The sequence below is a fragment of the Nocardia gamkensis NBRC 108242 genome (genome assembly GCF_001612985.1).
Classification (GTDB): Bacteria; Actinomycetota; Actinomycetes; order Mycobacteriales; family Mycobacteriaceae; genus Nocardia; species Nocardia gamkensis.
In genome coordinates this window covers 1-24729 of record NZ_BDBM01000048.1, presented here as the reverse complement: position 1 = coordinate 24729, position 24729 = coordinate 1, and the positions used below count along the sequence as shown (strand labels likewise).

The window sequence follows — 24729 nt, the reverse complement described above, 5'->3', positions numbered from 1 at the left end:
CCGAGGAAAATCCGAAAGTGCATGCTGAAGTCCTCTTTGAATTAGCGACAAGCGATGACGAACGGCTAAACAAAATAGCGGGCGAAAATGTGGGCGACCTCTATGACGCCGACCCAGAGCTTGGGCGTGCGCTCTGGGAATTGATGGTCACCACCGACAAAACGTACCGGTGGGCGGGCGAGATGGTTCAAGTATACATCTACGACAGGGAACCGCGTACGTTGCGCGAGCAGGAAGATTTTGCCGCAATAGACCGATTATTTTTAGAATGGCTACGTCGATAGTTGAAGGACAAGCTCAAAGTCTACATCAATAACAGTCGATGCGCATTCTGCCCCTCAAATCCGCTCAGCCAAAGATCGAACTTAGTACGACTCATATTCTCATCACCACGCATTGCTCTGACTTGAGTAAAGAGATGATCTATCCTAGGCCACTCAAGGCCGAGCTGCTTTCCAAATACTACTTCAGCGGCAAGCGCTTGGGTAGCTGTACGCTCATCTTTGTAGTCATTATGGGCGTGATTGGCCATAAAAAATATCCGGTCGAGTGCCTCCTCTCCGGGCCCATTCCGGATTATGTTTGAAATTTCCAAGAGAAGCGAATACCGGTTCGCGGAGTGGGGCTCATCAAGTTCAGACATGCTCCGCAGTAGAAAGTCGTAGTTTGGACCGGATTGGCGGCTGCGGTACTCATCCAAATCCTGCTCTGTGCCCGTAACTGAAATCCATTCATCTAGCGCTACTACTTCTTGGAAGACCTCTAATGCGTCGCGTCGATAGCCAGCAGTATAAAGACCTATTGCTCCATTCAGCAAGTTGCTACGAGCTACAAAAGCATGCGACTTATCGCTAAGCAGTAGCCCACGAAAACGCCAGCCTACTGCAATGTAAGCGTTTGCCTCGGCCATGCGAACATGTATTGACTCCTCATCTAAAGCCTCCACTATCGCTATCGTCGCGCTCGACCACTTTTCTGCAACCTCTTGAGCATCCAGCCTTACGGCATATTCTGTTACTCGCCGAAACGCCTCTGCCGATGCAATAATAGGCTTCGGAGAAGGATCTTCAAACAACACTAAATAGTGCTCTAAAGCCTCGGCCGTACACCCTGTACGATCGATAATACGAGCTGCTAAATTTGCCCAGTGATATATGTGAGACCCTGCATCTTGAAGACCGAAAACTTTAGGGAAAATCCGTACCATCCATTCACGTGCTTGATCGAAGTCATAGGATGCGCGAGCTAGAGCCCCGACTAACAGCATCAAATGTATGACGTCTTCCGAAGACGAGCCTGACTCGATCACCCGCTGTGCCATAATACTGAAGCCTTGCCTGCTTATGGCACCCCACTCGTACAGGGTGAGATACTCACTCTCAAGATATTTTTCGCCTAAGTTCTGAGTGAGGAAATTGAGCTGCCTCCGGTAAAGGCGGTTGGTTAGGTATATGTACTTGTCAAACCAGCCTAGTTGCAGAAGGCCTTGGGACACATCCAAGAAAGTGGTTTTTGTCGCTTCGGCATCCCACCCGAGGAATTCATCACTCCGGCACGAAAGTAACAGTTGATTGAGAGCAGTGATCCAAGAGAGACGAGTATAGCCGAATACAGCTTCCAGGTTTGTTCCAGCCAGCTGATGTGTTCGCTTCGAGCTTGAATTCCAGTATGCCCGAACTGCAGCCTTGCGGATCACGGGTCCATAGTCTTTAGTGATTTCCCGAAAAATCCGCAGCGTTATGTCATGCGCTCTAATCGAGTCATCGGTAATTTCTACCAAGTGGCGATCCAACAGCGCACTTGCGGCGACAATAAATGCTTCTTCTGAAATGGGATCTAAGTCGTAGTCGACTGCCAATACTTCGAGCGCTTTTGCGCCTACCTGTTTTATCAGGGATGGTTGTCCAATATGAGCGATCATCGCGAGGCAAACAGCCGCAAGGTTGTAACTAGACTCAAGTTGCTCGAAATAGGTGCGATACAGCACATGCACCGACCGCTTCCCACGGCCCGCTCTTTGTATCAGCTTGGTCGATTCATACTCGACGCAATCGCTCATCGCATCGAGGCTCATATAAAGATTGTCACGATACATCTCTAGTACATCGATGATTATCTTGGGCTTTCGCCCAACGAGCCTTAGAAATCGTTCGACGCTCGCAGCGTCTTCGGTTGGTCTGTAGTGTCGCACTACCTGAGCCGCAATGTGTTCACTGGGTGGTTCTACTTTGATGACGGAGTGGTCATCTTCTAAAAAGTCTTCCTCTGCGGTAATAATGCAGCGATGACTCCAGAGTACAAGCACCTGGATCATGTCCCAGTCCGACGCATTGTCTATGAGCACAACTGAGTCTGGTGGCAGTTTTTGGATATATTCACAAAACTTCTGTTGCGCCACCTTGAGATCCAAGATTGGCGGGCTGTCGATATACACATTGATCGACTTAAGCAATGTCAATTCATTGCTGGCGTCGAGAATAACTTGCCGCCGAGAGACCGACTCGCCTAGTTCTTTCAACGTCTCGATAGCTATAGTTGACTTTCCGTTTCCGCTATCGCCAACCAAAAGTACAATCTGCTCGTTCCGCTCCATCCAGCGCCTGAGCTTTTCTTGCTCTTCAGGACGGGCCACGAAAGGCGCCGGACCAATGCTTTCCGTGGGTACTTGAGGCTCCTCCCGAATTTTCTCTATCAAGAGCGATTTTGCCAGATCATTGCGACGCTGCCTTTCCTTCGTGACCCCTTTGCCATCGGCTTTCTTGCCGCCGTCGAACCTCGTTCGGACCGCCTCGCGCCTAAAGGGTGTCGACGTACCCCAGAATCCCTCTTCGAGGCCGAGAAGAATTGCGATACGTATCCTCATGTCATCGACGGGGATCGCGCTAATTCTCTTCCGGAGAAAGCTGGCGATCCAGTCCGATAGCACTGCGGTACGAGGTGATAGCCCCGCCGCTTCAACCACCAGATCGAATTCTTCCCACTCCTTAACGTTCCACACGCCCGTTTGGATGAGGTTCTCAAGCTGCTTGGACAGCTCGGCGTCGGCTTCGGCTTTGGCCACAGAGCCAGCCTATGTCCACTGACTGTCCACTGTCGCCCTCGCGGAGTGTCCACCGATCACTGGAGTCTGAAGTTCGTCAGGCGCAAGCCACAACGACACGAAAGGCACCAGATGTCCTCACTCATCCCTCGCACCGACTCTCAGTTGTCCACCCCCATACCTGACGGCTTCAGCCGTGCCGAAGGCCGGGAGCTGCAACGACTCCAGAACAAGGAGATGGCGCGCGGACTGGTCAGAGCTACCCGCGTTCAAGCCGCCGGCATGGTGGCCGCGATCGGCCTCCAGACCACGGCGATGCTGTCGCGGGAAGCCAGCTTTCACGCCGACGGCGACCCGGACACGGCCGCCCGGCTCTGCTACATCGTCGAGCAGTATGCCTCGTTCGTGGGCAACGAAATTTCTCGATTCCAGCACTGACAGAAGGAGTTTCAACATGACCGATTTCAACCCGGCGCCTACACCGGAAGAGTCCGACGACCTGACCCAGCAGGCCCGCGAGCTGGCGGACCTCCTGAAGGTGACGCCGCCTGGCGACCACCCAATCGTGGCGGAGCACCTGGGGAACGGCGTAATTATTTACATGGCCGGTGCCATGCACGACATCAAAGAGATGGTGGATGTCCACCACGACATGGCACCCGTTGCGGCGCACCGGGTCATGACCTTCGTGCAGCAGGTGTCCCGCGACACGATGGAGTGGATCAAGCAGTGGGCTCAGGAATGAACGGTCAGCTCCAGACAGTGGCGCTTCAGTGGCTCGCCGAGTTCATCGCGTGGTGGGCGCTACTGTTCGGGCTGTACCTGCTCGTCCTCTGGATTATCCACAGGGCTGAGGTGGAGTGGAGGCGACGCCGTGAGCTGAGACACCTACGAGTAGCCCTCCAACGTGAGCTGTCACGGATAGACAGCCAAGCAGTTCGCAGCATGGTTCGCGTCCAAACCGCGTATGCCGTTGCCCGGCAATGTGTTCGCGAAGTCAGCGCGAGGGGACGGGCATGAGCGGCACAGACCCGAAGGGCTGGGGCGACAGGTTTCTGTCGTTTTGCCTCGCTGTGCTGGGCGGTGTGATCGCGCTATCCATCGCCGTGGCCGTGCTCAAGTTCATCTTGGTGTGGCTTCTCGGCGCGCTCGGTCTCGCGGTACTGGTGTGGCTCGGCATTGTTGTGTATCGCACTACACAAGACCGCTGGTAATTATCTGTCCGATACACCCCAGGGCGATATGTTCACTTCGCTGTTGTAAAAACAGCAGCTCGCCGCTGAAGTTCGTTGACGAGGTAAATAGTACCCCGCATAGTAAAAGCAGACGACGCGGCAACAATTACCCCGCTCTACGCTGAGTCAGCCTTCCGTCGACCAGCAGTTCGTCCAAATCTACCCTCCGCCGCCTGATCCCAGGCGTGGTTTTCTGCGCCCAAAAGCGGTCAGGCGGCGGGTGGGGAAATAGCAACTAATACGCATGAAGGAGGACTAAATATGTCAAAGACCAATCGACCCAATTACCGCCGCGAAGCTCAGGGAAAACATCGCCAGACCCGGCACCGGGGAGAAATTACGGTGCGGAGCGTCAAGCGGAAAACGCCCGATCTACACAAGCTCAGCCGGGCGGTCATCGCTTTGGCGATGGCTGAAATGGACGCCGAAAAAGAAGCATCCCAAAAAGCTCACGCAGCGGAATCGTCAACTGACGGACAGATGCCGGCTGCGGACGATGCCGCCAGCAAGGAGGTTCGTCATGACGACTGACCAACAAGCCTCATCACTTACAGCGGATTCGCTTGTCTGGCAACAAATTTTCTGGCCAGCGCCGTTCGGTGAAGCTGCCGCGTTCGCCATCCTGCGCCACTGGGGAGCGCAGACCCACGCGCCTCAGCTCATCCTCGAAACACGCGCCGACGCTGATGGTGTCGAGTACCTGATCGGCTCCCGGCTGCGCCACGCCCAAGCGGTACGGACGGCGATCGAGGAGTTGGTGCGGGGCAGTGTCGTGGTCGGCTATCCGGACGACCGGGAGCCAATCACCGTGGCGCGCAAGCTCAAGCTGTCGTCGGTGCGTCCGATCGACCCCCGCGACGCGGTGGCCTCGACGCGCTCCATCCTCCACGCGCTGACCGCAGTACGCAGCGGTGAGCGGCTTGTGATCCAACAAGTCCTCGGGCCTCGTTGGCATCCCCGTGTGGTGCCGACCGAACTGCCACAGCACGACCAGTCCGTCGTGTCAAAGGTGCTTTTCGGCGCCCTCCCGGAACATCGGGCCGGTGCCCGGCAGGCCATTGCGGAGAAGGTCGGCCAGCACGGGTTCATGACCACGCTGCGCATCGGTGTGCATGCCGGTGGAGCCGAACGACGGCGTACGTTGCTCCTCGGATTGGCGGCAGCCATGAACACCGTCGAAGCTCCGGGAGTTCACCTGATCTTGCGGCCGGAGCAGCCGGTCAAGCTGAACCGCCCGCGGACAGCGTGGTCACTGCTTGCGCGAGCCCAGCAGCTTTCGGTGGTCGAGACAGCTCGCCTCATTGCCTGGCCGATCAATGATCGCGACCACGACGAACCCTTCCCCGGGCAGCCACCGCGCCACCCGAAGCCAGTCCGGCCATCTACGGCCGTACTGGCGGGCGAGCGGGTGATTGCTAATGCCAACGCACCCGGCGTGACGGGCACGCTTGGCTACAGCGTCACTGATGCGATGCGGGCGACCTGGGTACTCGGGCCGCCCGGCGTGGGCAAGTCGAGCCTGTTCACCAATTTGATCGTTCAGGATCTGGAAGCAAATCGCCCCGTCGTTGTCATCGAACCAAAGGATCTCGTCGCCGACATCTTGGAGCGCATTCCGGCGCACCGGATGGACGACGTGGCCGTCCTCGACGTAATGGACAGCGCGCCAATCGGTATCAATCCGCTGGACGGGAAGCATCGGGGCGGGCGAACACCCCAAGTAGTGGCCGACTCGCTTTTCTCGATGTTTCGCTCGATCTATGGTGACAGCCTCGGTCACCGATCCGCCGATATTCTGCGAAATTCGCTGGAAGTTCTGGCCAGGCGTGATGACGCCTCGTTGGTAATGATTCCACTCTTGCTCACCAATCCCGGCTTTCGCCGTTCTCTGACACAACAAATTATCCGCGAAGACCCGTATGCCGCTGGCCCGTTCTGGCAGTGGTTCGACAGCCTGTCGCCAGAGGCCGCCGCCAGCATCACGGCACCATTATCCAATAAACTCCGTCCACTCATGACTAAACAACTGAGAGCGGTTCTCGCGCAGCGCAATCCGAAATTCAATATCCGCCAGGTGCTTAATGAGGGAAAGTCGCTCCTTGTGCCGCTCCAGAAAGGCGTTATCGGGCCCGAGTCCGCACAGTTGTTGTCGGCTGCCGTGCTTTATGAGCTATACCAGGCGATTCTGGAACGCGCAGGCACACCCGAAAATAGCCGCATTCCGGTCATGGTGTACGTCGATGAAGTGCAGGAGTTTTTGCGCTTCTCTGACGACTTGTCTGAATCTCTGGCAGTCGTACGCAGTCTGAAATGCGCCTATCATCTCGCACATCAGCATGAGGCGCAGCTTCCAAAGGCGATGTTGGAGGCATTCAGAAACAACATCCGAAATCGAGTGTGCTTTCAGCTCCAGCCGGGTGACGCTAAAGATATGGCCGCCGGTCAATCTGACCTGGCACCAGAAGATTTCGGCTCTCTTCCTGCCTTTCATGTGTACGCAAGTTTGATCCGTGACAACAGCGTACAGCCGTGGATATCCGGGGTGACCTTGCCGCCACCACCAAAGACCAGCGACGCAAAAGAGGTGCGCCGACGCAGCCGCGAACGCTACGGCCAACCCCTCGATGAAATCGAAGCCGGGTTCGCCGATTTGGTGGCTGGCGTGGACGGTACGGGGCGTGCGGCAGATGCCAGCCAAGGCCGGAAGACGAGGCGGTCATGAGCGGCGAACCAGTGGAACGACGGGGAAACTCGGAGGCTGATGATAGCCGTATCGCTGACCGTTTCCCCTCAACCAAAACTCCCGCATCATCGCTGGTCAGTTCATCCACTTCCGCTTTTACGCCCGCTAATGATGGTGGCCATACGGCCACCACACCGCCACCGGCGAACCGGGTGGGCAAGTACCAACTGCGGCGGCTTGCCGACCAGTTGAGCGACCGCGACTGGGCGATACTGCGCTCGGTTGCCGAGCACCGTTTCTTGACCGTCAACCAGATTTGTTTGTTGCATTTCCATGATCTTGGCTCATCATCTGGATTGCGCCGGACACAACGAGTTCTTGCCCGACTGCGAAAAACCGGCCTGCTCGAAACACTGACCCGGCGGGTTGGTGGCATGCAAGCAGGCAGTCACGGCCTGGTGCATTACGTGGCGGCGGCCGGAGAGCATCTGCTGAGAACTGAATCTGGTGATGTCGCGCGGCGGCGCTGGCATGAGCCGTCGGCACGGTTCGTCGATCATCATTTGGCGATTGCGGATTTGCGGATCGAACTGGAAATTGCCCAGCGCCACCAAGCTCTCGAACTCGTACGGCACGAAGTCGAACCAGCCGCATGGCGACGATATACCGGCCTTGGTGGTGCGCTCATTACCTTGAAGCCGGACGCTTATTTCGAGACATCTTCGACGCCGGGGAGCGACTTCGTTGACGCCTGGTTCATCGAAATAGATCTTGGCCATGAAACAATTCGAACGCTAATCAGTAAATGCCGCGAGTACGAGCAGTACCGACGTCAGGGCATCGAACAAGAAGAGGGCGGATTCCCCTGGGTGATCTGGAGCCTGACTCACAAGGACGAGAACAAAGCGGAACGACGACGCGTCGCGCTTCGAGAGGCTATCGACAATGACCGCCAGCTTGACCCTAACATTTTCCATGTGGCAGCGCCGGAACAAGTACTACCAATAATCCAGAAAGGAGCGACTATATGAAAAGACACTCTCACCTTCGCTTTATCCAAGGAGGCCAGTTCGAACGCAATCATATTCTCGTGGGTGACGCGCTCGATCGGCTGCGTCAACTACCGGAAGAAGCCATTGACCAGGTGCTCACCAGTCCGCCGTACTTTCGGCTTCGCAACTACGGCACCGATGACCAAATTGGACTTGAAACCCACGTCGACCAATGGGTCGAACAGCTGGCGGCCGTCAGTGCGGAGGTTCACCGCCTGCTTGTTCCCACCGGCACCTACTGGCTGAATCTCGGCGACACCTACTCATTTCACCACTCGCAGGGTACCCCGAGAAAAAGTCTGCTCATGGCACCCGAGCGTCTGGCATTGCGGCTGCAACGGGATGGCTGGATCATTCGAAACAAAGTCATTTGGGCCAAGACCAACCCAATGCCGATCAGCGTGCGTGATCGGTTGGCCTGTACCTACGAAGTCATTTACGTGTTGGCGAAGCAACCCACATACTTTTTTGACCTCGACGCCATTCGCCAACCACACAAGACCCGCTCACCCAAGCCGTACCACATGAAGCGGGCACGCGAGGAATCTTGGCGCGGCCCCAACGGCGACACCGCCACGGGACTCGACAGCCTCAAGGCCGCTGGGTTGGCTGGTCATCCGCTTGGCAAGAACCCGGGCGACGTGTGGCAGTTTGCTACCGCCAACCATCGCGGCGACCACCACGCCATGTTCCCTATGACACTGGCCATGCGGGCAATCCAAGCCGGATGCCCGGAGGCTCGCTGCACCAGATGCCGGCAGCCGTGGCGTCGGCGCGTTATCCGGGCTCTTGGTGGCGTTGCTTCTCGGGCTGCGCTCGGCCCGACGTGCGATTGCCGCGCGCCCTGCGAACCCGGCATCGTCGCCGATCCGTTCATAGGCAGCGGCACCACCGCCGTCGCCGCTGAAGAGCTGGCACGCGACTGGCTGGGCATCGAACTCAATCCGGCATTCGCCGCGCTGGCCAACGACCGCATCGCGGCCGAACGCCAAAAGCGGCAACGCGGCACCGAAGACACCAACCCCGGCGCCCTGGCCGCGTAGCCAGAGGTTGGCACCTCGTCGGTGCCGTGCGGCTGGGGAATCGAAACGGCACACGGCCGTTCACCAGTCGCACCAACACCGAGGAGGACTCGTGTCCGCACCGGAACAGCAAAGCCGCAGCGTCAAGACGCTCGGGGTCAAGCTGGAACCCGATGTCCATGCCCAACTGAGCTTCATCGCTCAGCTCCGGGAAGGGACGATCACCGACGAAATCCTGATCGCCATCCGCGCGCACATCGAGCACGCGAAGGACGACCCGGAACTCCGCTCCCGCGCCGAAGAGGTACAGGCGGAAATCGAGCGAGAGGCAGCCGCTAGGCGCGATGCCATCGCCACCCTGTTCGCTGCTCCCGGCACCACGCCGGAGGCAGCACCCAGTAGTGGCACGGCTCGATCCCGCCAGCGGAGCAAGGAGGCAACGTCGGATAACTGACCGCGAGAGCTTCGCGTTCGGCAAGTAGGCCGGGAGGGTGCAGATCGAGCGACATGTTCGCTCTCTGCATCCGCTCGGCCCTCCAACCCTATGAATATGGCGAACTGACCCGGCGGACAGAAACCGTAGCACGAAATTAGCGCAATTTTTCCGCCGATACGAAATAAATATGATAAGGAAGGATACGTGAAGAATTAATTGTGAAGAACGCGCTTGTTGTTCATTCCACACGGGGTAGCTATTGCCTCGAGATAGGAATTGTAAGAAAATAGAGTGAAGGAGCATGAAGCACATGAGCAATAATTCAAACGACAAGATGGGATCAGAGACGACCCCGCTTGGAGTGTTGCTCAAAACGCTGCGCGAAGAGCGTGGGCTGACCCATTATGCTTTGCAAGAACGCTCTGGCATCGACCGTTCTAACCTCAGACGGATAGAATCGGGTATCCTCGCGCATGTAAAGCTAGCCACGCTGGAAAGGCTCGCGGACGCGCTCGATGTCGATGTCGAAGATTTCTACGAAGCTCACTGGGAAACAACGGGCCAGCCACTCCCGAGCATACCGACGTACTTTCGCACCAAACACCGTTACCTGACCGACGGCGACATTGCCAAGATCGAAGAGTTTGTGCAACGCACCGAAGAAGAGCGGATCAGAAGCAGCGGAACGTCCTGATAGCGTCCGGTAGCAGGCTATTCAGCCCATCTACACCCCTTCTTTCTTACATTCTCATACTTCTCACTACCGCCACCTGAAAGGAGGTATTTATGAACCATGCCCACGTTCTACCAACCCTTGCATCACTGAGGCGGCTGCTGCCACGGCGCGACATCACTTACGCCGAAGCCATCGCGGTCGCCGAACAGCAAGCCAACCGCTTGGCTGCGCAGTGGGGCCATCATGCCATTCAAGAAAGCGACATCCTCAGCCTGACGCGGCTCGATATTGTCCGCGCAAACTTTGGCGAACACCCGAAACGTGGCGATGCTGTCCATTCCGGCGCAAGCCGCTACCACAATGGGCGCTGGATTATCTGGCTCGACGCCTCCGAGTCCGAAGCCCGACAGCGTTTCACCATCTGCCATGAACTCAAGCACATTCTCGACTGGCCGCACCAGTCGAGCTACCGAAACCTCACCCAACAGGAAATCGAGCGTGTCTGCGATCACTTCGCCGGATGCCTGCTGATGAGCAAGGTGTCCATCTATCGCTTGTGGGGTGATGGCCTACGAACACCTGAAGCGTTGGCTGCCGTTTGCCGGGTTTCCCTTGCGGCGATGAAGGTTCGATTGAGAATCCTGCGTCTGCCGATAAACAATGGTTCGAGCGGTTCCTATTTCTGCCGTACCAACTACCGAGAACATATATACAAACCACCGACACTTAAGCAAATGGGGGTAGCTGCATGAGCGCGAAGAAACGAACCTCGGCCGATCTGCTGCGTGGCCTTGCACCGCAACGCGCCGATGATGCCGACCCAACCCGCCGACACAAAGCGATCTCACTGTTGCGGGTGTCCACCGAGCGTCAGACGCACACAGCAACAGATATTGATGAAGACGGGCTCTCGATTGCTACTCAGCGCGACCACAACAACGCTAAGGCGGAAGCCCTCAACTCCGATGTGGAAAAAGAGTTCATCGAGCCGGGCTACTCCGGTAAAACGATCGACCAGCGCCCGATCATCCGGGAGATTATGGAGTATCTGCAAGAGCATCCAGATGTTGACTATCTGATCGTCTATATGCGCTCCCGCGCCTTCCGCAACCACTTCGATGCGGCCATCCTGCAAGTTCAGCTGCAAAAGATTGGTGTCCGGCTCGTCTCCGCCAAAGAAGACTTCGGTGAAGGACCGCATGCAGTAGCAATGGAAGGCATGCTCGACATCATGAACGGCCTGCAAAATACCTTGCAGGGTCTCGACATCTCCACCAAGATGCGTCATAAGGCCATCAACGGCGGCACTCTCGGGCAAGCCCGACTCGGTTATATTAATGTGCGTATCGAGCACGAAGGCAAGCAGATCAACACCGTCGATATTGATGAAAAGCGCGCGCCGCTCGTCAAGAAAGTCTTCGAGCTGTACGCGAGTGGCGATTACACCTTGGAACGCCTTGAAGCCACGATGGCCGACCTTGGCTTGACCGCCAGAGCCAACAGCCGTTGGCCGGAACGCCCCGTGACGTTCAAGTGGTTGCACCGGATGCTCAGAGACCCGTACTACATCGGGTATGTCACGCACAAGGGAGAGGTCTATCCGGGGCGCCACGAGGCAATTATCGAGCCAGAGCTTTTTTACCGGGTGCAAGACGTCATAAATATTCGCAGCGCCAACGGCCAGCGTGACCGCGTCCTCCAGCACTACCTCAAGGGCAATCTGTTCTGTGACCGCTGCGAACGCAACGAACGCACCAGTAGGCTTATCTACATCGAAGCCAAGGGGCGCGGTGGCGGTGTCTATCACTACTTCTTGTGCCGTGGCCGCCAAGACGGCGTATGCGACTTGCCGTACCTGCCCGCCGAAGAGGTCGAGGCCGCCATCGTCAACCACTACCAAACCCTCGCCCTGCCACAAGAGTTCATCGCTGACGTGACCCGTATGCTCGACGAGGCCGTAGCAGACCGTCAGGGCAGCGTTCGTGCCATGCACGTTCGCCTGAACAAGCGGCTGAAGGAACTAGACATCAAGGAAGAGCGCCTGCTCGACCTCGCCGCCGACGGTGAGCTTCCGCAGGGCAAGATCAGGGCGCGCCTTCGCAAGATCGAGATGGAGCGACATAGCGCCCAATCCAGCCTGCTCGGTACCACGGCCGAACTGGAGACGGGGGTCGAAGTCGTCAAGACAGCGCTCGAACTTGTCACTGACCCTCACGGTCTCTACGAGCGCTCTCCTGACGACACCCGCCGCTTCATGAACCAAACCTTCTACGAAGCCTTCTACCTCGATGAGAACGGTGTGCAGGCCGACAAGCTCAACCAGCCGTTCGACGACTTCCACCGGGCGGCCAAGCTCCACGCCGCCGCAGGCCGGGCAACGAAAAAGGGCTCCCGCGCTGCGGGAACCCTTGATCATGATATGGATGCTTCTTCTGGTGAGACTCGTACCTTGACCGGCATCTTTTCGGTCTCCGGTTCGAGTACGACCTCTATGGTGGAGCTAAGGGGAATCGAACCCCTGACCTTCTCGATGCGAACGAGACGCGCTACCAACTGCGCTATAGCCCCGTGCGGCTCCGGGGAACCGCGCTGTGACACTGTATCAGGCCATCCGCCCAGACTCCGAATCGGTACCCTGACCTGCGGGAACAGGGTAGGGCTACGCGCCGGCGGCGCGGCGCATGTCGCCGTTGGCGCGGGTGCGCAGGGCGCGGGCGGTGGCGGGGTCGAAGGGGTCGAGGTGGGCGAACATGGGGTCTTCGTCGTCGGGCTCGACCAGGGTGGAGCGGCGGCGCAGGGCGCGGGCGGTGTCGCGGTCCATGGTGCCTTGCGGGGCGCGGGCTCGACGGGCGTGCGGATCGGCCTCGTCCTGGTGGCCACGGTTGAGGCGGGCGGCGCGCCTGCGGCGGATCTCCTCCTCCATCCGCACCTGCTTGCGCAGGTAGGCCAGGTAGGTCACCAGCACCGTGGCGGCGAGCCCGCAGGCCCACCAGAGCAGGGGGGTGAGAACCAACGCGAGCGCGCCGGAGAGGATGGCGGTGAGCAGCAGGCCGAGCACGGCGCGCTGCCGGAAGGTGTAGCGGGCCGCGCGCGCGATGGCGTCGGCCTCGGGGTCGTAACCGCCCCGGCCACGACGGCTGGGGACGAAATCCTGTTCCGCCGAGCCTCCGCCGTCGTAATCGTCGTACTCGTCGTAGTCCACGCGCGCGGGCGCGGTGGAGCGCGCGGGCGGGATTCTGGCCGCGACCGTCTCGGGGTGGTATGCGCCCACGCCGCCATCATCGGTCTCCGCGTCGATCTTCGCAGCGACTTCGGCGGCTTCGTCGTCGTCCGACTGCTCGCCGGCCGACTCGACCTCGTACGACTCGGCCTCGTACGACTCGACCTCGTCCGGTGCGTCGGTCCCGAAGTCGTCGGCTTCGGTATCGTCCGTTTCGGCGTCAGCGATGTCGGATGCCACGACGTCGTCGGCCGCGGGCATGTTCTCCTCGTCGGTCTCGGTGACGGGCTCGTCGGCCGGTGTCGTCATCCGGTCCTCCGCATCATCGCTGTGGGGATTCTTTCTCGGTACGCGGCGTCCATCGTGTCGCCCACGGGGCCGCCAGTTGGGATCGGTTTCGTGCCCGGCGGCCGGGCCTTTCCGCAGACGTCGTTTGCCTCCGCCGCGATGCAGGACCCTGGTCGCCAGCGCGGCGTCGGTGGTCCGGCGGATTCTCGGATGGCGATCGGCGAGGATCGGGAACAGGACGAAGACCCAGAGCACGACCAGCCCGATCCACAGGATCGAATTCGGCATCGCGTCAGCACCTCCGTCCCGCCTGGGGTTTTGTCCGGCTCGGCCCGCGAGCGGTTCGTCACACGCTCCGCCCTCGGCCGGCCCCCGTCCGACGCAGCGGCGCGGACGCCGGTCCCCTCGCAGGCTCTGTGCCGATGACGCAAGACGCACCATCGACGTCCGTAGGCTAATTCCGGGTAGCACCAAGTTCCGGCAGGCGCGCCGTGCACATCCGCCACACCTGTCACATTTCCACCAATGTCACCGCGGCCGGGTGGCCGGATCTACAGCAGGGTGACGCGCCCCTCTCGCGCCAGCCGGTCCAGGACCGTTCCGGCCAGCTCCTCGACGGTGATGCCGACCAGCAGGTGATCCCGCCAGGCGCCGTCCACGTCGAGGTAGCGCCGTAGCAGTCCCTCTTCCCGGAAACCGACATTGCGCAGCACCGCCTGGCTGGCCAGATTCTCCGGCCGGACGGTCGCCTCGACCCGATGCAGACCGACCGGCCCGAAGCAGTGGTCGAGGCCGAGCGCCAACGCCGCCGTCGCGACACCTTGCCCGCTGAGATCCTTGGCCACCCAATAGCCGATCCAGGCCGAGCGCAGGGCGCCGCGCACGATATTGCCGACGGTCAACTGACCGCTGAACACACCGTCGACTTCGATCACCAACGGGATCATCGCGCCGCGCCTGGCTTCCGCCTTGAGACTCGACCACAGCGACGGCCAATTGGAGGCGTGATTGCGCGCCTCCCACGACCCGCGGCCGGTCGGCTCCCACGGCTCCAGATGCGCTCTGTCGCGCAAGCGGATCCGGCTCCAGGCCGCCGCATCGCGCAGCCGCACCGGACGCAAGGTCACCTTTCCCGCGGCCACCCGGACCGGGCCCAGTCGCGCGGGCCACCCCGGATGCTGCGTGGCCCGGAAGACATTCATCGCGTCCACGTCTCAGCCACGCTGTGCGAGAAAGGCGACCTGGACTTCGTCACCGGTACGGATCTCGGTGTCGTCCGGGTCGATCACGATCAAGCTGTTCGCCTCGGCGAGCGTGGCGAGCAGGTGCGAGGAGGAGTTCCCGTTGCCGAGCGGCTGTACGAGGTATTCACCGGTCGCTTCGTCCCGCATGAGCTGCGCGCGCAGGTATCCCTTGCGCCCGGCCATGGAACTGATCGGGGTGATGGTCCGCGCGCTGATGATCCGGCGCATCGGTTGCCTGCGCCCCAACGCGATTCGGATCAAGGGCCGCACCATCACCTCGAACACCACCAGCGCACCCACCGGGTTGGACGGCAGCAGGAAAGTCGGCACCTCGTCGCGGCCGAGCCGGCCGAAGCCCTGCACGGAACCGGGATGCATGGCCACGCGCGTGATTTCGAGTTCGCCGAGCCCTTCCAGCGCCTCCCTGACCTGCTCGGAGGCCCAGCCGCCGACCGCGCCCGCGATGACGACCACCTCGGAGCGCACCAGCTGCCCCTCGACCACGTCGCGTAACCGGCGCGGATCGGAACTGACGATGCCGACGCGATTCACGTCCGCGCCTGCATCGCGCGCGGCCGCGGCCAGCGCGTAGGAGTTCACGTCGTACACCTGGCCGGGACCGGGCGTCCGATCGATATCGATCAGCTCGCCGCCCACCGAGAGCACCGATAGTCGCGGGCGCGGATGCACCAGCACTTTGTCTTGACCGACCGCGGCGAGCAGACCGACTTGCGCGGCGCCGATGATGGTCCCCGCCCGCACCGCCACGTCACCCGGCTGGACGTCGTCGCCGATGCGCCGCACGTAATCGCCGGAGCGCACCGGTTCGTACACCTTGATCCTGGCCCGGCCGCCGTCGGTGAAATCCAGCGGAAGCACCGCGTCGGCGAGAGTCGGCATCGGCGCGCCGGTGTCCACCCGGACGGTCTGGCGCGGCTGCAAGCGGATCGGCTGACGCGAACCGGCGACCACCTCGCCGACCACCGGGAGGGTCAGGTCGACGAGGTCGCCTGCTTCGTCGCGGATGTCGGCCCCGGCGGAAGCCACGTCGACGCTGCGCACGGCGTAACCGTCGATGGCGGCCTGATCGAAGCCGGGCAACGGCCGCTCGGTGACGACGTCCTCGGCGCACAGCAGGCCCTGGGCCTCGGAAATCGCGACCCGGACCGGCCGGGGCGCGACCGCCGCGGCGGTCACCTTGATCTGCTGATCCTCAACCGAGCGCATCCAGCCCTTCCTGATCCTCTCCGCACTCCAACCGGTCTCGCCTGCGCGGGCACGCGCGATCCCGCCGCGGCGCAAGCGCATTCGCGCGCACCGCGGTGACCATCATTCGTACCCGACGGTCCACGCTCGGCGAAACCCCCGGCCGGGTCCCTCAGTCGTCGGTCGTCAGCTGCGGATCCCAGTCCGGACCGAGGCGGTGCTGCAACCACTCGCGCAGGGCGGGGCCGTATTCCTCTCGTTCCAATGCGAAATCGACCGCAGCACGAAGATAACCGCCCGGGTTGCCCAAATCGTGGCGCGACCCACGGTGCACCACCACATGAACCGGATGTCCCTCGGCGATCAGCAGTGCGATCGCGTCGGTGAGTTGCAGCTCGCCGCCCGCACCGGGCTCGATGCGGCGCAGCGCGTCGAAGATCGCGCGGTCCAGCAGATACCGGCCCGCGGCCGCGAACGTCGACGGCGCCTCGGCGAGCGCGGGCTTCTCCACCATTCCCTTGACGCGCAGCACGTTCGGGTTCACCGCGTCCGGCACCGGCGCGACGTCGAACACGCCGTAGGCGCTGACCTCGTCCTTGGGTACGTCGATGGCGCACAGCACCGTTCCGCCGCGCTTGCGGCGCACCCGGCACATCACGTCGAGCACACCGCGGGGCAGCACCAGGTCGTCGGGCAGCAGGACGGCGATGACGTCCTCGTCCTCGTCGAGGGCCTGCTCCGCCTGGGCCACGGCGTGCCCGAGCCCGAGCGGCTCCTCCTGCACCACCGAGGTCACATCGAGCAGTCCCGGCGCCTTGCGCACCTTCTCCAGCAGCTTGAACTTGCCGCGCTCTTCCAGCGTGCTCTCCAGCACCAAGTCCTCGACGAAGTGCGCGACCACGCCGTCTTTACCCGGCGAGGTGACGATCACCAGGCGCTCGGCGCCCGATCCGGCCGCCTCGGCGGCGACCAGCTCGATGCCGGGGGTGTCCACCACCGGGAGAAGTTCTTTGGGCACCGTCTTGGTCGCGGGCAGGAACCGTGTTCCGAGCCCGGCCGCGGGCACCACGGCCGTGCGGAAGCACGACTCCGCCGGGGTGCCACCGGGCTGTCCGGACTTTGCTGTCATACGCATACCCTATCCATCCATCACGCCGCCGGATCGGCGTCGAGCCGACTCGGTCCCGGGGTGAGCCTATGGTGATCACTGTGAAGATGCCCGGCGAGCGCGATAAACATGCATGGCGCATCGAACTACTCGCCCGGCGAGCTGTGATGAGCGCCACGGAGCGCGAAAAAGAAGCATTCGCCCTGGCCGCGGCGATGGACACCCTGGAAGCCCAGGGGTGGGTCTGCGCCTACGTACCGGTGGCGGGTGAACCGGGATCGACGGCGATGCTGGACGCGCTGCTGGCCGGTGGCGCGCGGATACTACTGCCGGTCACCGGGCCGCCGGGACCGTTGAGCTGGGCCGAGTACACCGGCGCGGACGCGCTGCGGCGGGCCCGCTACGGTTTGCTGGAACCCACCGGCGCGGTGCTGCCGGCGGACGCCGTGACCCGGGCCGAGCTGATCCTGGTCCCCGCCCTCGCGGTGGACTTGCGCGGCGTGCGGCTGGGCCGCGGCGCGGGTTACTACGACCGCACGCTGCCCGCCGCGCGTCCGGACGCGCGGCTGGTCGCGGTAGTCCGGGACGACGAGCTGGTCGACCGGCTGCCCGAGGAACCGCACGATCGGCGCATGGGCTGGGCGCTCACACCACGGGGCGGCCTGCGCCGCTTGGGCGACCATTACGCTGGGGAATGAAACACCGATTGGCGGTGTTGGCACTGTCGGCTGTAGAGTGCCAGATCGACGAACACCGCGGAGGATCCTGTGCCTACTTACTCGTATGCGTGCACCCAGTGTGACAACCGCTTCGACATCGTTCAGTCCTTCACGGACGAGGCGCTGACCGTGTGCTCGGAGTGCTCCGGCAAGCTGCGCAAGCTGTTCAACTCGGTCGGCATCGTCTTCAAGGGCAGCGGCTTCTACCGCACCGACAGCCGGGGCGGCTCCACGACCGCCAGCGAGCCGGCCAAGTCCGACAGCGGTTCGAGTTCCTCTTCCGACTCCGGGTCGTCGAGTTCCGGGTCGTCGAGCGGGTCAACCGCATCCACCAGCACGGCCGTGGCCAGCTGATTCGACGGTTTCCACAGCCAGTTCACCTATCCACAGCCCACCGTGATCCCGGCCGGGTGAGTGCGCGTCCGGCCATAGGATCCGGCCATGACTCGTGTACTCGCCGACCTCGGCCGCGGCGGCTGGAATCCGGCCGGGTGGCAGCGACCGCCCTGGGCCGACGCCGCGCTCGCCCGACGGCTGCTCGCGGCCGCGCTGGCCGCACTCGCGGTCTTGCTCCTCCTTCGCGGTGACCCGGATACCGAACGCACGACGGTCCTGGTCGCGGGCCGGGATCTGGCGCCGGGACGACTCCTCGAAGCAGGTGACCTGCGCCCCGCACCGCGCGAAGCGGGCACGCTGCCCGCGGGTGCGGTCGCCGATCCCGCCGCGCTCGTCGGCGCGACGCTGACCGGCGCCATGCGGCAGGGAGAGGTCTTCACCGATCTACGCGTCGTCGGCCCGCGTTTGGCCGCGGCGGCGACCGGCGCACGCGAGGCGCGCATCGTGCCCATCCGCCTCGCCGACACGGCGGTCGCCGATATCTTGCGCGCGGGTGATCGCGTGGACGTGATCGGCGCCGAAGACGCGAACGGCCCCGGCACCCGTCCCGCCCGCACCCTCGCCACCGATTCCGCCGTCGTTCTCGTCGCAGGCGCGGGTGACGGACGCGGAGCCCCGGAACGCGTGGTGTTGGTGGCGATGGACGCCGAGCACGCTACCGCCGTGGCCGCGGCGTCACTGCGCACCGCGCTCACCGTCGTCTTCCACTGACCCGCCGAGATGCTTCGCCGAAGCACCACACTGAGGGGTGCTGATCCAGATTCGCGATCTGCGCGCCGAGAGCCGCACCAGCGCGGTCAATTCACCCGCGCCGCAAGCGAAACGGGCCCGTCGTCGACGGGCCCGTTCGCGTTGCGCGCGTTACTCTCCGGCTCAGCCGAGGCTGAAAGGCGCTCCCCACAACGTCACCCAGGTGATCACGTTGTCGGTCTCGACCTCGACGCTGACGAAAGCCCGCGCCTGGGCGTAGCCTCCGCAACCGTTCAGGCCGATGGTCTCATCGGCCCACGTCACCGAACCGGACGTGCCCTTGAACGCATTACGGGTCTTGTGCGTCTCGTTACCGAAATCGTCGGCCTGCTCCAGATCCAGCACATAGAACGACTTCGACTGCCCCGGACCCAAGGACAGGTTGCCGCCGGAGTTGGCGCCGACGCCACCGGTGACGTTCTGCCCGTCGCTCCAATCGACGTTGCCGTCCACGCCACCGGTGGCACCGCCACCGGCAATGTTCACCTGGCAACCGACGGTGTATCCCGGGAAGATCTTGCCGCCCGCCGAGCCCGACAGGTCCACTTGTGCGCTACCGGACACCCATGCGTTGCGGTGCAAGGGTGTAGCGCCCATGGACGGACTGATGGTCGCGGACTCGCCGGCCAGGCGAATGGTCACGACGGTGCCGTCCGACAGCGTCTTGGTCAGTTCCCCGCCCGGCAGCGGGACGAAGGTGTCGGCGTTCGCCGCACCCGTGGAGAGCAGACCTACCGCGATGGCCGCGGACGCGCACAGCCCGGCCGCGCGCGCCAGTTTTTTACGATCGAACATGATGGTAATTCCCCTAAAGAATCGAGTTCGCTTCAGCGAAAAGAGATTTGATGGATCCGACCCGCGTTCAGCCGATGCTGAACGGCATCCCGTAGAGGGTGGTCTTCGAGTAGTGATCGCCGATGATCTCGACGACCGTGTACGAACGCGCCTGCGCGTAACCCGCGCAGCCCTGGATCTGAATCTCGGCATCCTGATACTCCACCGAGTACACACCCGGCTTCAGGATGTCCTTGTAATCGATCTGAACGAACTTGACCTCACCGGGACCGAGGTTGATGCCGATCGAACCACCGGCGCTCGCGCCGCTGAGGTTCACACTGCCCGACACTCCCGCCGAAATCGCGTCGTCGGCGATGCTGACCTGGCAGCCGACGATGTAACCGGTGCTCAGCTGCGACGCACCGTGGGTGGATGAATTATTCGTCCCCGGATTCCCGGTCGGCCCGTTGTTCGGGCCGATTTCGCCTTCCGGCGTCACGGCGACGTCGGCGACGGCATTCCCCGAAACCCACACGACACGGCCGGCACCGTTCGCGGCGAGGGATGGGGAGATCAGGGCGCGCTCACCCGTACGGGCGATGTTCACGCCAGGGCCTACCTTGTGGCCGTCCGGCAACGGCACGAAGGTATCGGCGTCGGCGGCGCCGGTCGAGAACAGACCGGTGGCCACGGTCGCCACGGCGGCGGCGCCCGCGACGCGGACGCCTCGAGACAGACCGTTGATGCGGTACTTGCTCATGTTTTTCCTCATCAGGTTGCATCCGCCCGCCCCAGGGTGTCGAGGCGGGCGTGTCCCTCCAAAGCCGACGGCGCGCTCGGTGGAATGTGCTGTCCACCAGACGATCCGCCGACCATCGCGTCATCGAGCGATCTCGGACGAAACAATGCTATTCGGTATCAACCAGACTTTTCCGGAAATTCGGGCAATTCGTCACGCAAACTAAACGATCCGGCTAGGATCGCGCCGACTTGCGGCGCAATGGAATTCATGACGAAATGGACCCGCCGCGATACGAGGGGTCCATTTCATCAATGGCTACGGGTTTTTCACCCGTAGTTCACTCAGCCGAGGCTGAAAGGCTGTCCCCACAACGTCACCCAGGTGATCACGTTGTCGGTCTCGACCTCGACGCTGACGAAAGCCCGCGCCTGGGCGTAGCCTCCGCAACCGTTCAGGCCGATGGTCTCATCGGCCCACGTCACCGAACCGGACGTGCCCTTGAACGCATTACGGGTCTTGTGCGTCTCGTTACCGAAATCGTCGGCCTGCTCCAGATCCAGCACATAGAACGACTTCGACTGCCCCGGACCCAAGGACAGGTTGCCGCCGGAGTTGGCGCCGACGCCACCGGTGACGTTCTGCCCGTCGCTCCAATCGACGTTGCCGTCAACGCCACCGGTGGCACCGCCACCGGCAATGTTCACCTGGCAACCGACGGTGTATCCCGGGAAGATCTTGCCGCCCGCCGAGCCGGAGAGCTCGACCTGCGCGCTACCGGAGACCCACGCGTTGCGGTGCAGCGGCGTCGCGCCCATGGAGGGGCTGATGTTCGCCGACTCGCCGACCAGGCGAATGGTCACGACGGTGCCGTCCGACAGCGTCTTGGTCAGCTCCCCGCCCGGCAGCGGGACGAAGGTGTCGGCATTCGCCGCACCCGTGGAGAACAGGCCCATGGCGATGGTGGCAGCGGCGCCGACGCCGGCCATCCGCGCCAGGTTCTTACGGTTGATCATGGTTGGTATCCCTCGAGGGTTGAGTCCGCTTCAGCGGGAGGATGGTTCGTTGGAGTCGACAGACGTCAGCCGATGCTGAACGGCATCCCGTAGAGGGTGGTCTTCGAGTAGTGATCGCCGATGATCTCGACGACCGTGTACGAACGCGCCTGCGCGTAACCCGCGCAGCCCTGGATCTGAATCTCGGCATCCTGGTACTCGACGGAGTACACCCCAGGCTTGAGGATGTCCTTGTAATCGATCTGAACGAACTTGACCTCACCGGGGCCGAGGTTGACACCGATCGATCCGCCCGCGCTCGCGCCGCTGAGGTTCACGCTGCCCGACACGCCTGCGGAGATGGCGTCGTCGGCGATGCTGACCTGGCAGCCGACGATGTAGCCGGTGCTCAGCTGCGACGCACCGTGCGTCGAGGAGTTGTTGGTTCCGGGGTTTCCGGTCGGACCGTTGTTGGGGCCGATCTCACCCTCCGGCGTCACGGTGACGTCGGCGACCGCGTTGCCCGATACCCAGACCACGCGACCGGCGCCGTTGGCAGCCAGCGACGGCGAAATCAGGGCCCGCTCTCCGTTCCGGGTGATCGTCACGCCCGGCCCCACCTTCTGGCCGTCCGGCAACGGCACGAAGGTATCGGCATCGGCGGCACCGGTCGAAAGCAGGCCCAGGGCAACAGCCGCGGCAGCGCCCACGCCCGCGACGCGGGCACCGCGGCGCAGACCTTTGGTGCGGTTCTCGCTCATACTTCCCCTCATCAGGTTCAAACAGTCAACCTCGACCATCGAGGCTGGACAGTGGTCCTCTCAGGCCCAGCTCAGTGTGTCGCTCCTTTGTTGCCGGTGTGTAACCGGTTGTTATTTCGGCGCAACGGACTTGCTGGTAACGGAACCGAGCCAGGGTTCCGCCGAACGGCTCCATGCGTGCCGGTACCCGCGCCGGCGGGGCCCGATTGCGAGTGGCTCGATGGGGAGATTAAACGTTTTATAACGGCGCTCGCAACGTAACGTTTCGTAAAGTTCAAGGTGACCTGCATCACACTTGCGCACATTTGAATATGGCTTGACGTGCATAAATACCGGATCGCTACAGCCGAGGCGGGATGAGTGGAGCAGATCGCGGCACAGGAGCGCCAGTGCCCGGATACGGGACAGGGCCGTAATGATCGCGCCGGTATTACTTCCGCGCAGAAATGATCACTGGCCGGTTACAAACCGAGGGGGATTGATTACGTAGCTACTACGTAGATAACGGTCAGCCGTGATGCGGGGGGATCTGGGCGCGCAGCCAGTCGTCGGCGGACCGGACGTCGTCGCGCTCGTCGCGCTCGTCCGCGGTGGTCTCGGGCAGAGTGTCGCCGAAGATCTTCGCCAAGCGCGCGGCATCCCTCGCCCGGCGCGCCGCCGGGCGAGGGTTCTCAGGGGGTGTCGGGGCGGTGATTACTCGACCAATCCGGACAGCTCACCGATCACCCGGCTCGCGAGCGGGCCGAGCGTCGCCATGCCGTCCCGGATGGCGGAACGGGTACCGGGCAGGTTGACCACCAGGGTGCTGCCGGACACGCCTGCCACACCACGGGAAAGCCCGGCGTCCAGCGAACCGGCCACCCGGCCGGAGGACCGCAGGGCTTCGCTGATTCCCGGCAACTCGCGGTCGAGCACCTGCGAGGTGGCCTCCGGCGTCACGTCGCGCGGGGACATGCCCGTGCCGCCGACGGAGATCACCAGATCGACGCCGCCGATCACCGCGGTATTGAGTGCGTTGCGGATTTCCACCTCGTCGGCCTGCACCGACACCGACGCGTCCACGAGGAAACCCGCCTCGGTGAGCAGCTCGGTGACCAGCGGACCGAGCGAGTCAATACCTCCATGCGCCGTTCGATCGTCGACGACCACCACCAGAGCACGCCCCGCCACAGGAGCATCGATTTCCATGGTGCTCACCGTAGCGCCTGCGTCCAGCAACTCGGCGGCCGCGCCGAGAACGTCGGCGTCCACATCGATCTCCGGGCCCCGCCCGCCGGGCACCAAGCGCATCACCGGCCGCCGTCCGCGGGCGCGCCGGAGAGGGTCACCTCGACGGTCTTGGGGTTGTTGCCTTGTGCGTCGGTATAAGTGACTTTCACCTTGTCTCCTGGCTGATGCGAGCGAACCGCGGCGACGAGCGCGTTCCCGGAATCGATCGGGCGGTCGTCGAGCTTCGTCACCACAGCCCCCGGCGGAATGCCCGCGCGTGCCGCGGGACCATCCGGCGTGACGTCGCGAACCTGCGCGCCGGAAACCTGTTGGGCCGGGTCCTGCTGACGCGACACCGTGATGCCGACCTGGGCGTAGGTGGCCTTGCCGGTCTTGATCAGTTCGTCGGCGACCCGGCGTGCCTGATCGACGGGGATCGCGAAGCCGAGTCCGATCGACCCGGTCTGGCCGCCCGCCGTCTCGGTGGGCCCGAGCGTCGCGATGGCCGTGTTGATGCCGATGAGCTTGCCGTTGCCGTCCACCAGCGCGCCGCCCGAGTTGCCCGGGTTGATCGCGGCGTCCGTCTGGATCGCGTCGATCACGGGGCTGACCGCCGCGGCGGGGTCGCTACCGTCGCCGCTGGTCACCACGGGCCGGTTCAGCGACGACACGATGCCGGTGGTGACCGTGCCCGCCAGCCCGAGCGGTGAACCGATCGCGACGACGGGCTGGCCGACCTGCAGATTCGCCGAGGTACCCAGCTCGATGGGGGCCAGGCCGCTCTTTCCGGACGCCTTGATGACGGCCAGGTCGGAGACCGGATCGGCGCCGACCAGCGTCGCGGGCGCGCTGCTGCCGTCGGAGAACACGACCTCCATCTTGGCGCTCGGCCCGCCGCCCGCGGCCACGTGATTGTTGGTCAGGATCAGGCCGTCGGAGGACAGGACCACCCCCGAGCCCTCACCCTCGGCCTTACTACTGGCCACCTTGATCATCACCACGCTGGGCAGCACCTTCTGAGCGACCGCTTGGGTGGAGCCGGCCGGAGCGTTGACGGCATTGCTCACGTTCGGCCTGGGAGCGTCCAGGGCGTTGGTGGCCGGGGCGCGACCCTCGTCGCCGTGCGTGACCAGCGCGCCGACCGCGCCGCCGACGCCACCGCTGACCAGCGCG

Annotated in this window: 26 protein-coding genes, 1 tRNA gene and 1 pseudogene; 15 read left to right on the top strand and 13 right to left on the bottom strand. The window is 62.7% G+C overall.

From position 1 onward, the window contains the following. On the top strand, window positions 1–284 hold a 284-nt coding region (locus tag NG1_RS28465), incomplete at its 5' end, for a hypothetical protein (RefSeq protein ID WP_218019007.1). A 20-nt stretch (window positions 285–304) separates the two neighbouring features. Here NG1_RS28465 and NG1_RS37065 read toward each other — a convergent pair. Then, window positions 305–3061: a P-loop NTPase family protein gene (locus NG1_RS37065; RefSeq protein ID WP_157114277.1), complete on the bottom strand. Its 2757-nt coding sequence runs from the start codon at window positions 3059–3061 to the stop codon at window positions 305–307. A gap of 45 nt (window positions 3062–3106) precedes the next feature. Between NG1_RS37065 and NG1_RS28460 the strand changes: the two genes are divergently transcribed. The 11 genes and pseudogenes from NG1_RS28460 to NG1_RS38580 all read left to right on the top strand — a co-directional run. Further along, a complete protein-coding gene (locus tag NG1_RS28460) occupies window positions 3107–3478 on the top strand; it encodes a hypothetical protein (protein WP_245660097.1) in 372 nt (123 codons plus the stop codon). A gap of 16 nt (window positions 3479–3494) precedes the next feature. After that, the gene (locus NG1_RS28455; RefSeq protein ID WP_062975863.1) at window positions 3495–3785 is read left to right on the top strand and encodes a hypothetical protein; all 291 of its coding nucleotides are present in this window, start codon (window positions 3495–3497) and stop codon (window positions 3783–3785) included. 271 nt (window positions 3786–4056) lie between these two features. After that, window positions 4057–4254, top strand: coding sequence for a hypothetical protein (locus NG1_RS37060; protein ID WP_063910463.1), 198 nt, complete (start codon window positions 4057–4059; stop codon window positions 4252–4254). A 282-nt stretch (window positions 4255–4536) separates the two neighbouring features. Beyond that, complete coding sequence (locus NG1_RS35995) at window positions 4537–4806, top strand: hypothetical protein (RefSeq protein ID WP_084499256.1); 270 nt, start codon at window positions 4537–4539, stop codon at window positions 4804–4806. Continuing rightward, on the top strand, window positions 4796–6997 hold the full coding sequence (locus NG1_RS28445) for a type IV secretory system conjugative DNA transfer family protein (RefSeq protein WP_062975858.1): 2202 nt from the start codon (window positions 4796–4798) through the stop codon (window positions 6995–6997). The genes NG1_RS35995 and NG1_RS28445 overlap by 11 nt, the downstream gene beginning before the upstream one ends. Beyond that, a complete protein-coding gene (locus NG1_RS35990; protein ID WP_084499255.1) occupies window positions 6994–7989 on the top strand; it encodes a replication-relaxation family protein in 996 nt (331 codons plus the stop codon). Before NG1_RS28445 ends, NG1_RS35990 begins: the two co-directional genes overlap by 4 nt. Next, on the top strand, window positions 7986–9053 hold the full coding sequence (locus NG1_RS28430) for a DNA-methyltransferase (protein WP_062975852.1): 1068 nt from the start codon (window positions 7986–7988) through the stop codon (window positions 9051–9053). The genes NG1_RS35990 and NG1_RS28430 overlap by 4 nt, the downstream gene beginning before the upstream one ends. Window positions 9054–9144: 91 nt before the next feature. After that, entirely contained in the window at window positions 9145–9486 is a 342-nt protein-coding gene (locus tag NG1_RS28425; RefSeq protein ID WP_062975850.1) for a hypothetical protein, read from the top strand. Between the two features lie 283 nt (window positions 9487–9769). Then, complete coding sequence (locus NG1_RS28420; protein WP_084499254.1) at window positions 9770–10162, top strand: helix-turn-helix domain-containing protein; 393 nt, start codon at window positions 9770–9772, stop codon at window positions 10160–10162. 92 nt (window positions 10163–10254) lie between these two features. After that, on the top strand, window positions 10255–10896 hold the full coding sequence (locus NG1_RS35985; RefSeq protein ID WP_084499253.1) for an ImmA/IrrE family metallo-endopeptidase: 642 nt from the start codon (window positions 10255–10257) through the stop codon (window positions 10894–10896). Continuing rightward, a pseudogene (locus NG1_RS38580) lies at window positions 10893–11981 on the top strand (recombinase family protein); the annotation flags it as partial. The gene NG1_RS35985 and the pseudogene NG1_RS38580, both read left to right, overlap by 4 nt. Window positions 11982–12164: 183 nt before the next feature. Here NG1_RS38580 and NG1_RS38575 read toward each other — a convergent pair. The 6 genes from NG1_RS38575 to NG1_RS28380 all read right to left on the bottom strand — a co-directional run bounded on the left by NG1_RS38575 (window position 12165) and on the right by NG1_RS28380 (window position 17231). After that, on the bottom strand, window positions 12165–12560 hold the full coding sequence (locus NG1_RS38575; RefSeq protein WP_245660096.1) for a hypothetical protein: 396 nt from the start codon (window positions 12558–12560) through the stop codon (window positions 12165–12167). A gap of 76 nt (window positions 12561–12636) precedes the next feature. Beyond that, window positions 12637–12712 (bottom strand) — tRNA-Ala (locus tag NG1_RS28400). 91 nt (window positions 12713–12803) lie between these two features. Then, window positions 12804–13940, bottom strand: coding sequence for a divisome protein SepX/GlpR (sepX, locus tag NG1_RS28395; RefSeq protein ID WP_062975840.1), 1137 nt, complete (start codon window positions 13938–13940; stop codon window positions 12804–12806). Between the two features lie 263 nt (window positions 13941–14203). Next, the gene (locus NG1_RS28390; RefSeq protein ID WP_062975877.1) at window positions 14204–14854 is read right to left on the bottom strand and encodes a GNAT family N-acetyltransferase; all 651 of its coding nucleotides are present in this window, start codon (window positions 14852–14854) and stop codon (window positions 14204–14206) included. A gap of 12 nt (window positions 14855–14866) precedes the next feature. Further along, complete coding sequence (gene glp, locus NG1_RS28385) at window positions 14867–16123, bottom strand: molybdotransferase-like divisome protein Glp (protein ID WP_062975875.1); 1257 nt, start codon at window positions 16121–16123, stop codon at window positions 14867–14869. A gap of 151 nt (window positions 16124–16274) precedes the next feature. Continuing rightward, window positions 16275–17231: a UTP--glucose-1-phosphate uridylyltransferase gene (locus NG1_RS28380; RefSeq protein WP_062975838.1), complete on the bottom strand. Its 957-nt coding sequence runs from the start codon at window positions 17229–17231 to the stop codon at window positions 16275–16277. 68 nt (window positions 17232–17299) lie between these two features. Here NG1_RS28380 and NG1_RS28375 point away from each other — a divergent pair, with 68 nt between their 5' ends. From NG1_RS28375 to NG1_RS28370, 3 genes are all read left to right on the top strand, one after another. Further along, a complete protein-coding gene (locus NG1_RS28375) occupies window positions 17300–17908 on the top strand; it encodes a 5-formyltetrahydrofolate cyclo-ligase (protein ID WP_084499252.1) in 609 nt (202 codons plus the stop codon). Window positions 17909–17977: 69 nt separating this feature from the next. After that, window positions 17978–18283: an FmdB family zinc ribbon protein gene (locus tag NG1_RS35975; RefSeq protein WP_083864045.1), complete on the top strand. Its 306-nt coding sequence runs from the start codon at window positions 17978–17980 to the stop codon at window positions 18281–18283. Between the two features lie 87 nt (window positions 18284–18370). Next, window positions 18371–19036 (top strand): SAF domain-containing protein, encoded by a 666-nt coding sequence (locus tag NG1_RS28370; RefSeq protein WP_062975836.1) that lies wholly within the window; start codon window positions 18371–18373, stop codon window positions 19034–19036. 162 nt (window positions 19037–19198) lie between these two features. Here NG1_RS28370 and NG1_RS28365 read toward each other — a convergent pair whose 3' ends face one another. From NG1_RS28365 to NG1_RS28335, 6 genes are all read right to left on the bottom strand, one after another. Next, window positions 19199–19870 (bottom strand): MspA family porin, encoded by a 672-nt coding sequence (locus NG1_RS28365; RefSeq protein WP_062975834.1) that lies wholly within the window; start codon window positions 19868–19870, stop codon window positions 19199–19201. 67 nt (window positions 19871–19937) lie between these two features. Further along, complete coding sequence (locus NG1_RS28360; protein WP_040870007.1) at window positions 19938–20612, bottom strand: MspA family porin; 675 nt, start codon at window positions 20610–20612, stop codon at window positions 19938–19940. Between the two features lie 323 nt (window positions 20613–20935). Next, window positions 20936–21607, bottom strand: coding sequence for an MspA family porin (locus tag NG1_RS28355; protein WP_040869860.1), 672 nt, complete (start codon window positions 21605–21607; stop codon window positions 20936–20938). A gap of 65 nt (window positions 21608–21672) precedes the next feature. Continuing rightward, the gene (locus NG1_RS28350) at window positions 21673–22347 is read right to left on the bottom strand and encodes an MspA family porin (RefSeq protein ID WP_062975832.1); all 675 of its coding nucleotides are present in this window, start codon (window positions 22345–22347) and stop codon (window positions 21673–21675) included. A 693-nt stretch (window positions 22348–23040) separates the two neighbouring features. After that, window positions 23041–23535, bottom strand: a complete 495-nt coding sequence (locus NG1_RS28340) for a MogA/MoaB family molybdenum cofactor biosynthesis protein (RefSeq protein ID WP_181719529.1) — start codon at window positions 23533–23535, stop codon at window positions 23041–23043. A 101-nt stretch (window positions 23536–23636) separates the two neighbouring features. Next, a partial coding sequence (locus tag NG1_RS28335; RefSeq protein ID WP_063910462.1) for a S1C family serine protease occupies window positions 23637–24729 on the bottom strand: 1093 nt, incomplete at its 5' end.

Coding starts and splice junctions, on each gene's coding strand:
- NG1_RS28455 (WP_062975863.1), top strand. CDS start 3,495: ATGACCGATTTCAACCCGGCGCCTACACCGGAAGAGTCCGACGACCTG.
- NG1_RS37060 (WP_063910463.1), top strand. CDS start 4,057: ATGAGCGGCACAGACCCGAAGGGCTGGGGCGACAGGTTTCTGTCGTTT.
- NG1_RS35995 (WP_084499256.1), top strand. CDS start 4,537: ATGTCAAAGACCAATCGACCCAATTACCGCCGCGAAGCTCAGGGAAAA.
- NG1_RS28445 (WP_062975858.1), top strand. CDS start 4,796: ATGACGACTGACCAACAAGCCTCATCACTTACAGCGGATTCGCTTGTC.
- NG1_RS35990 (WP_084499255.1), top strand. CDS start 6,994: ATGAGCGGCGAACCAGTGGAACGACGGGGAAACTCGGAGGCTGATGAT.
- NG1_RS28430 (WP_062975852.1), top strand. CDS start 7,986: ATGAAAAGACACTCTCACCTTCGCTTTATCCAAGGAGGCCAGTTCGAA.
- NG1_RS28420 (WP_084499254.1), top strand. CDS start 9,770: ATGAAGCACATGAGCAATAATTCAAACGACAAGATGGGATCAGAGACG.
- NG1_RS35985 (WP_084499253.1), top strand. CDS start 10,255: ATGAACCATGCCCACGTTCTACCAACCCTTGCATCACTGAGGCGGCTG.
- NG1_RS38575 (WP_245660096.1), bottom strand. CDS start 12,560: ATGATCAAGGGTTCCCGCAGCGCGGGAGCCCTTTTTCGTTGCCCGGCC.
- sepX (WP_062975840.1), bottom strand. CDS start 13,940: ATGCCGAATTCGATCCTGTGGATCGGGCTGGTCGTGCTCTGGGTCTTC.
- NG1_RS28390 (WP_062975877.1), bottom strand. CDS start 14,854: ATGAATGTCTTCCGGGCCACGCAGCATCCGGGGTGGCCCGCGCGACTG.
- glp (WP_062975875.1), bottom strand. CDS start 16,123: ATGCGCTCGGTTGAGGATCAGCAGATCAAGGTGACCGCCGCGGCGGTC.
- NG1_RS28380 (WP_062975838.1), bottom strand. CDS start 17,231: ATGACAGCAAAGTCCGGACAGCCCGGTGGCACCCCGGCGGAGTCGTGC.
- NG1_RS28375 (WP_084499252.1), top strand. CDS start 17,300: ATGGTGATCACTGTGAAGATGCCCGGCGAGCGCGATAAACATGCATGG.
- NG1_RS28370 (WP_062975836.1), top strand. CDS start 18,371: ATGACTCGTGTACTCGCCGACCTCGGCCGCGGCGGCTGGAATCCGGCC.
- NG1_RS28365 (WP_062975834.1), bottom strand. CDS start 19,870: ATGTTCGATCGTAAAAAACTGGCGCGCGCGGCCGGGCTGTGCGCGTCC.
- NG1_RS28360 (WP_040870007.1), bottom strand. CDS start 20,612: ATGAGCAAGTACCGCATCAACGGTCTGTCTCGAGGCGTCCGCGTCGCG.
- NG1_RS28355 (WP_040869860.1), bottom strand. CDS start 21,607: ATGATCAACCGTAAGAACCTGGCGCGGATGGCCGGCGTCGGCGCCGCT.
- NG1_RS28350 (WP_062975832.1), bottom strand. CDS start 22,347: ATGAGCGAGAACCGCACCAAAGGTCTGCGCCGCGGTGCCCGCGTCGCG.
- NG1_RS28340 (WP_181719529.1), bottom strand. CDS start 23,535: ATGGAAATCGATGCTCCTGTGGCGGGGCGTGCTCTGGTGGTGGTCGTC.